Here is a 4687-nt window from a genome sequence, read left to right as displayed (position 1 = left end):
ATATGTTAAAAATCAATAACTTAGGTGAAATTATGATTAGAAATATAACAGCATCTCAGGGTGATAATCAAGCAGAATGCCCGAAATGTTACTCATATTTTCACAGACAATATTTACCTTTTCACATGTCTAAGTGTGAGGGGTAAACAACAATGGTAATAGATGATTGCTCAATGACTACGGTGATACAGGGTGTCAACTATTGCGTTGTTGTACTGCATCAACAGTCTTGGCTAGATGAATTAAACAACCTTGAACCGTTAAAAGTTGGGGCGTTGTTATCTGCTACGGCTCTTGTATGGTACGTAGCTTCGGGGATTCGTACCACCCTAAACTTGTTAGGACATACGTCCAATTCTGAGGAGTGAACTATGGAAGTTCAAAACCAAAATGAAGTGAAAACTTCAAAAGCTGTGGAAGCAGTTAAACGTGTAGCAATGACAACTGGTGTTGTACTGGCTACTACTGGTATGGCATTCGCTGAGGGTGAAGGTGGCGGTGTCCAGATTGATTTAACAACTGGTTTAGCAGGTGTTGCGATCATTGCGGGTCTTATGGCTGCAGGTGGTCTGAAAGCATTACCAACATACGCAGGTTGGGGCATCAAAAAAGCATTAGCAATGCTTCGTTAATTGTAGTGCGTAAAAAGGTGGGGAGGAGCGCACAACTGTACGCACCGCACCCCACCTTTTTTTATAGCTGAGGATTAAAGAATGACAGTTTATTTCATCATTGTAGCACTCGGTGCGTTTTGGATAGTGCTTTCGGGGAACTGATATGAAAAAGTTATTAATATTAGTCATGATGATTTTTTCATGTCAGTTAACTTTCGCTGACGATGATTTTTGGCTTGATAGACAAGTAAAAATTGGCGATGGTCAAAATAAATATGATAAGCGCATTTATGGTCAATATGCTCGTACTGTTTATGAGAGTAGAACAAATTTAACGACTGGACAAAAAGAAAATGTAAAAGCTCTTATTGAGCGCTCTGTCGTAGTAGATAAACCAACTCCAACAAAAGTTGGTGGTGCAATGTTTAAACGTTTATCAGCATCATTGAAAGCGCCAGGTGTTCAAATGCTCGGAGTTGCTGCAGTTGTGGAATTAATTGAAGCAATTGGTTGGGTGATGGAAGACGGTGCTTATGTTAAATATAAAGAACCTGATAGTAATGGATTTGAATATAAGTGTACTTATGATTATGCAACATGTACTTGGGTTTCTACAGCAAGCTTAGCAGTACAGCAAATCAAAACAGCCAATGGTAAGGTTCTTGACCCTGCGGGAAATAAGCTTGTAATAAAAAGCGCTTCTGTTGGTGGAAACAATCCAGATTATCATGCTGTTGTGACTACTGCAATTTTGAATACATCTGGAAGTGAATATAATACATATACTTCTACATCAGTTTTACAACGTAGACCGAAGACAGTTGAAAAAGAAAAAGTTCCATTAACGCCTGCTTTGTTGGGTGCTGCAATGCTTGGTGAGGGCTATAGTGACCCAGTTGATGATTCTGCAAACGATAAGATTAATACAGGTGATTATACTGGTGTTGCTGAAACATATCAGCATGATGAATCAGGCGTTGGTAATGAAGTAGCAGAAGCACTTGATGAAAAAGCAAAAAATGCAAAACCCACACCTGATAATAAACCTGCTCCTTTGGGTGATCCTCGTTATGATGATTCGGGGGCTATTCTTCAAGACGATATTTCAAAAGACCGTAAATGGAATGAAGATGGCGATACAGCTACTGGTGAAACAAAACCAAGTACTGACCTAGACACTGGTGAACAAACTGGCGGTCAATCTATTTCTTTGCAATTTCCTGTTTTTTGCACATGGGCGTTTAAAGTCTGTGAATGGTATGACAGTTGGAAAAAAACTGATAAATGGTTAAAAGAAGAACCTGATTTAAAAGATGAAAAATTAGAAGTCGAAGAACAAAATATAACGGATTATTCAAGAAAAGATTACGTAACTTTCGGAAAAACATGTCCTTTTTCACCGCATCAAGTTTCAATACCTATGGGTTTATTGGGTGAGATTAATTTCGAAGCGGATTTAACTTATATCTGCACATTTGGGGATCAGGCTCGTCCTTTCATCATTGGTCTTGGTTATTTAGGTGGACTTATATTTTTATTGATCGGCTTGAGGAATGGCAATGGGTAAGTTATTAGCCCTTGTTATGGGGTGGCTGTCAAAGAACATTATACAACGGGCTTTAATGGGTGCTGGCTTGGGTTTGGTGAGTTACTTTGGAATCTTAGTAGCAATTAGAACCGCATTCGACAAGATGATTAATTCAGCGTATTCGATGCCTGCTGATTTATTAAATTTGATGGGGATTTATGGCATTGACTATAACTTAAGTACATTTGTTTCGGTTGCGGTGTTTCTCTTGACACTTAATCAAGGCAAGTTAATGTTGAGGAAAAAATAATGAGCAATATTGCAGGCGGTCAATTCAGATTAACGTGTGGCCAGATCGGAGCGGGTAAGTCATATCTATACGCTAAATTGGTAGAAGAAGAAGCCAAAAAAAGCGGTAAATATCAACATATCTATTCAAATATTCGTGCTCATGCGGAACTCGCCGAAGGCGTTACGCTAATGCCTGATTCATGGGAAGATTGTGAACCTGATAGTTTAATTATCATTGATGAAGTACAAATGCATGAAAAGTTTAGTAAACACTTTTCAACACGTCGAGATCAAGAAATTGCTGGATTAACAATGATTCGCCATAAGCGCCAAGACATTTGGATGATCAGTCCAAATCCTGCGCTTATTAATAGTGATGTTCGTAACCTTGTAAATCAATACTTTTGGCTTGAACCAGTTGGTAAGAAAACAACGAAATGCTTTTGTTTTGACAAAGTTTATATGAACGTAACTAAGTCGATTAAAGAAAAAAATGCTTACGATACATTTAGTTATTCGATAGAAGAAAAATACTACAAGCTTTATAAATCAACACAAGACGGACAAGCTTCAGGACGAAACTTTAATGTAAATATTAAGTTAATTAGCTTTCTGTTTGGTTTAGCTGTTGTTTGCTTAGTTATTGCAGGACTTGTATTTTTTCTTATGAAAGGAACAAAATCAAAAGTTGATGAAATGCAAACTCAAGAAACAAAGAATGCACCAAAACAAGAATCTAATATGACCAATGGATTGGGAGTATTGCCTAAAACTGGTACTGAACAAGATATATCTGTTGAATGTCGAAAAGGTGTAAATGTAGATAAACCTGAATGTGTTAAATACTTCAATACATTGACTGAAAATAGAATGTCTGTAGGTGAAGCAAATGTTGAATATAATCCGTCTAAACCATTCGATCAGGACGATATTCAGCAAGTTGTATCTAAATCATATCAAGTGACTGCAAAGCCTGTTTTTAGCGGTTGTATGCTTAAAAATGGACGATATATTGCATATACTCAACAAGGTACGATTTTAAAAGACGTATCACAAGTTGATTGCAAACGTTTGATTAAAGACAATGATCGACCGTTTAATTATTTTCAGGATAATTCTAATGGTAATAATTTATCTGTTGGGAGTAATTCTTTATCTGTGGATTCTGTGGGTCATAGTTATGGTACTGGCAAGGTTGAATTTCCCAGAGATTTAGAACAAGCCAATAATCAAGTAGAACCACATTTACAAGCTAAAACGACAAATGGTGCTAATGATTTAGTGGGCTTTAACAATGCTTTTTGATGAACATATAAGGCTTTATTACTTTTACAAAGAACTTATGTCTTTCATTGAAGATCAAGAAAAGGCTTTACCAGTGGATAATCCATTTATTCATGATCTTTATTGATTCTCTTATTAAGATTATGTTTTTTAAAGTTTATCGCAACGACGGGCACTGCCTTTTCACACATGGAATGGAGTAATTTTAAGAAACCGTAGCGGTAAGGATTGAAGCGAAAATTTTGCTCATGTAGTCGAATCAAGCTCACGAGACACCAAGGCTCACGGAAATTATGCAGATAGCAAGGCTCACGGAAAAGGCGCGCGCAACTTTTCCCCATTATCTCGGAGTGGAGAGCCAGTCTTTGATAAAGCGCTTAAGTGATTCGTAACCGTCTTTGATGTACCTGAAAACAATAAAAAATTAAGTTTAAAAAATCTATGATTAAGGTCAGCTTTGTCTCGGTTGTGTGCAGAATTTTTCCTGTTGGCAACACCTGTGGGTAAGTCAACGTATAACAGCAACACCGTTATGCGGACTTATCCATCGGGTTTGTCAACAGATCAGAAAAATTTTCCCGAAGGGCTGTGCACATCCGAGCGCTGACCTGCTTTTAAACGGTTTTTTGCAGTTGAGGGTCACAGGTGAGAATCATCAGCTTTGAAAAACAAAAGAAATGTAGAGAGTAGAAAAGTTGCGCGCGCCTGTTTTGGGAAACCTATCAAGTAATTTTCGGGAAGGTGGCGAAGTAAGAGCGGTGAGACGGAAAAAGAGTAAAATTTTTGTGGAATGACGTGAGCGGAAAGTAAGTAAAATTAAGGAATGACTGTGAAAAACAGCCCACGATTTGATTTTATCAGATGCATTTTTAAATGTTTTTTTTCCTTGATTACAAGCTCCCTTTTGAATTATTCGGTAAAAATAGAGCGTCCGTATGGCGCGAACTGATGTAATTTAATTTTGTATAGT

Annotated in this window: 5 protein-coding genes; all 5 read left to right on the top strand. The window is 37.5% G+C overall.

Annotated features, from left to right (window positions below; all coding sequences use genetic code 11):
* Positions 1-173 precede the first annotated feature (173 nt).
* The 5 genes from EXE09_RS18445 to EXE09_RS18425 all read left to right on the top strand — a co-directional run bounded on the left by EXE09_RS18445 (position 174) and on the right by EXE09_RS18425 (position 3738).
* Positions 174-368 carry a hypothetical protein gene (locus EXE09_RS18445; RefSeq protein WP_130118229.1) on the top strand — a complete coding sequence of 65 codons (195 nt, stop codon included), beginning with the start codon at positions 174-176 and terminating at the stop codon, positions 366-368.
* 3 nt (positions 369-371) lie between these two features.
* Positions 372-632, top strand: a complete 261-nt coding sequence (locus EXE09_RS18440; RefSeq protein ID WP_130118228.1) for a hypothetical protein — start codon at positions 372-374, stop codon at positions 630-632.
* A 145-nt stretch (positions 633-777) separates the two neighbouring features.
* Positions 778-2181 (top strand): virulence factor TspB C-terminal domain-related protein, encoded by a 1404-nt coding sequence (locus EXE09_RS18435; RefSeq protein WP_130118227.1) that lies wholly within the window; start codon positions 778-780, stop codon positions 2179-2181.
* Complete coding sequence (locus EXE09_RS18430) at positions 2174-2452, top strand: DUF2523 family protein (protein ID WP_165382091.1); 279 nt, start codon at positions 2174-2176, stop codon at positions 2450-2452. The genes EXE09_RS18435 and EXE09_RS18430 overlap by 8 nt, the downstream gene beginning before the upstream one ends.
* On the top strand, positions 2452-3738 hold the full coding sequence (locus tag EXE09_RS18425; RefSeq protein ID WP_130118225.1) for a zonular occludens toxin domain-containing protein: 1287 nt from the start codon (positions 2452-2454) through the stop codon (positions 3736-3738). Before EXE09_RS18430 ends, EXE09_RS18425 begins: the two co-directional genes overlap by 1 nt.
* Positions 3739-4687 lie beyond the last annotated feature (949 nt).

Source organism: Acinetobacter sp. WCHAc060025 (genome assembly GCF_004209355.1).
GTDB lineage: Bacteria > Pseudomonadota > Gammaproteobacteria > Pseudomonadales > Moraxellaceae > Acinetobacter > Acinetobacter wuhouensis.
This window is presented reverse-complemented; position numbering and strand designations above follow the sequence as displayed.

What these genes read in the sequence shown, in the direction of transcription:
- EXE09_RS18445 (WP_130118229.1), top strand. Translation starts at nt 174, where the DNA reads ATGACTACGGTGATACAGGGTGTCAACTATTGCGTTGTTGTACTGCAT.
- EXE09_RS18440 (WP_130118228.1), top strand. Translation starts at nt 372, where the DNA reads ATGGAAGTTCAAAACCAAAATGAAGTGAAAACTTCAAAAGCTGTGGAA.
- EXE09_RS18435 (WP_130118227.1), top strand. Translation starts at nt 778, where the DNA reads ATGAAAAAGTTATTAATATTAGTCATGATGATTTTTTCATGTCAGTTA.
- EXE09_RS18430 (WP_165382091.1), top strand. Translation starts at nt 2,174, where the DNA reads ATGGGTAAGTTATTAGCCCTTGTTATGGGGTGGCTGTCAAAGAACATT.
- EXE09_RS18425 (WP_130118225.1), top strand. Translation starts at nt 2,452, where the DNA reads ATGAGCAATATTGCAGGCGGTCAATTCAGATTAACGTGTGGCCAGATC.